The sequence below is a fragment of the Acinetobacter sp. 228 genome (genome assembly GCF_048147885.1).
In genome coordinates, this window is sequence record NZ_JAYWYV010000067.1 from 1 (window position 1) to 2,325 (window position 2,325).

General features: G+C 41.7%; 2 protein-coding genes. One reads left to right on the forward strand and one right to left on the reverse strand.

All coding sequences use genetic code 11. The annotated features are described in order from the left end of the window. The first annotated feature begins 181 nt into the window (after nt 1–181). Entirely contained in the window at nt 182–1,447 is a 1,266-nt protein-coding gene (locus tag VXQ92_RS15830) for a replication-associated recombination protein A (protein ID WP_001285406.1), read from the forward strand. Nucleotides 1,448–1,462: 15 nt separating this feature from the next. Here the strand turns inward: VXQ92_RS15830 and VXQ92_RS15835 are convergent, their stop codons facing one another. Continuing rightward, on the reverse strand, nt 1,463–2,302 hold the full coding sequence (locus tag VXQ92_RS15835; RefSeq protein ID WP_416682452.1) for a formate/nitrite transporter family protein: 840 nt from the start codon (nt 2,300–2,302) through the stop codon (nt 1,463–1,465). Nucleotides 2,303–2,325 lie beyond the last annotated feature (23 nt).

Sequence of the window (2,325 nt, forward strand, 5' to 3'; positions counted from 1 at the left end):
ACAAGACGGTTCAATTTGGGTAATTGAAGATGGCCCCAATGCTCGTTTACTCAAGCTGAGTAAGAAACCCTCTTAATGCTAGGAAATACCCTGTAAATAAAGGATGTGTCTCATAGATTCAAATTGTAGATTTCTGTGAGACACAATAGACTATAGTGAAAAGACGATAAAGCTATTTGAGATGTCAGACACCCATATTCCACTTCCTGAACGCCTGCGCCCGAGAGACTTGTCTGAAATTATTGGGCAAGATCATTTGTTAGGTGAACATGCTCCCTTACGTCAAATGATTGATCAGGGGCATTTGCCTTCTATTATTTTTTGGGGGCCGCCAGGCGTTGGTAAAACGACAATTGCTTTGCTTTTAGCTCAGGCAATAGATCGTCCATTTGTGAGCTTATCTGCGCTAAATACGGGCGTAAAAGAATTACGTGAAGTAATTGCAGAAAGTGGTGACTTACTGACACCTGTAGTTTTTATTGACGAAATCCATCGCTTTAATAAATCACAGCAAGATGCATTATTAGGTGCCGTAGAAAAAGGTAAAATTACCTTAATTGGTGCGACCACTGAAAACCCGTCTTTTGAAGTCAATAGTGCACTTTTATCACGCTGTCAGGTTTATACCTTAAACAGTTTAGACAGTGAGGCAATTCAGACGCTACTTAACAATGCACTCCAAAACGATAAATTTTTAAAAGAACGCTATATTCATATTGAAGAGTATGATGCTCTTTTACAGTTTGCAGCAGGTGATGCCCGTAAAGCACTCAATTTACTTGACTTAATTGCAAGTACTTTTGAGCCCGAAGTTGAAAATACGATTAATAATGCAGTTGTAGTAAAAGTCGCTCAGCAAAATATTGCGCGTTATGACAAATCGGGTGAACAGCATTACGACCTCGTTTCTGCCTTTATCAAATCGATTCGTGGTAGTGATCCGGATGCGGCTTTGTACTGGATGGCGCGGATGCTTAAAGGCGGGGAAGATCCGGTTTTTATTGCAAGACGTATGTTGATTGCCGCTTCAGAAGACATTGGAAACTCGAATCCAAATGCACTATTGCTTGCAGGTGAATGTTTCCGTTCTGTACAGGCGGTGGGAATGCCTGAGGCTCGAATTATTTTGGGTCAAACAGCAGTTTATTTAGCGACCAGTGCAAAAAGTAATAGTACTTACCTCGCAATTAATAAGGCCTTAGAACTTGCTGAGAAAACGGCAAATTTACCAGTACCTTTACACTTGAGAAATGCGCCAACCAAACTGATGAAACAGCAAGGTTATGGAATTAATTATCTCTATCCTCATGACTACCCAGAGCACTTTGTGTTGCAAGACTACTTGCCACCTGAGTTAAAGGGAACCAAACTCTATGAGTCGGCGAGAAACAAGCGTGAAGTTGAAGGTGAACGCCTACAACAACGCAGATGGCAGCAGGAACAATAGTTTTATTGTTTCCTGCTATTGTTCCAATTCTTCAGTCACCTGACCATAAATCAGCAGGGTAAACACGCCTGTACCACCAATAATATTGCCAATGGTGGTTGGAATCAGGAAATTAAACAGATATTCACCAAGAGAAGCTTCTCCTTGCCAGACCAGATAGGACATTTCGGTAGAGCCAACGACCACATGGGTAAAGTCGCCTAGTCCTATCAGATAAGTCATGAAAAAGATGACTAGGAACTTATTGCTGACGGAAGGTAGCATCCAGACCAATGCAGCAATTAAAAGACCAGACATAACCCCTTTAAGCAGATTTTGGGTGGCGGAAAAAGACGCAACATGATGTGCGAGCTCATCTAGTGCTTTATCAATGTTTGGAGTAAACAGGTCGGTGGTCAGGAAGAATAAACTCGCCAAAGCTGTTCCAATAATATTGCATAGAATCACGATTCCCCATAGACGGCCTACAGCTCGTAATTTGTCTAAGGTAAAGGGCTTAAATAGGGGCACAACTGTAGTAATGGTATTTTCGGTAAAGAGTTGCATGTGTCCTAAAATAGCGATCAGGAATCCAATGGTATAACCGAAATTGGTAATTAAATCGGTCCAGATGGCATCAGTTGGGATATAAGAAGCAATAATCGCTTTAAATACAAATGAAAAACTGATGACTAGACCTGCTGCAATGCCTGAAAAGATGAGTGCGGCTGTTGGGCGATCTAACTCTTCGGCACCATCACGGCGGATAATTTCATACACTAAACGGGGCGACAGTTTCTCGTGTTCTTCAACTGCCATTTTTTCACGCCAGCTTAGGGTTTGATCGACTTTCTCTTCTTCTAGTTCATGGTACATCGGGTTTACTCCTCACTGAATAA

Excerpts from the sequence above, each read along its gene's own strand:
- VXQ92_RS15830 (WP_001285406.1), top strand. The coding sequence starts at position 182 with ATGTCAGACACCCATATTCCACTTCCTGAACGCCTGCGCCCGAGAGAC.
- VXQ92_RS15835 (WP_416682452.1), bottom strand. The coding sequence starts at position 2,302 with ATGTACCATGAACTAGAAGAAGAGAAAGTCGATCAAACCCTAAGCTGG.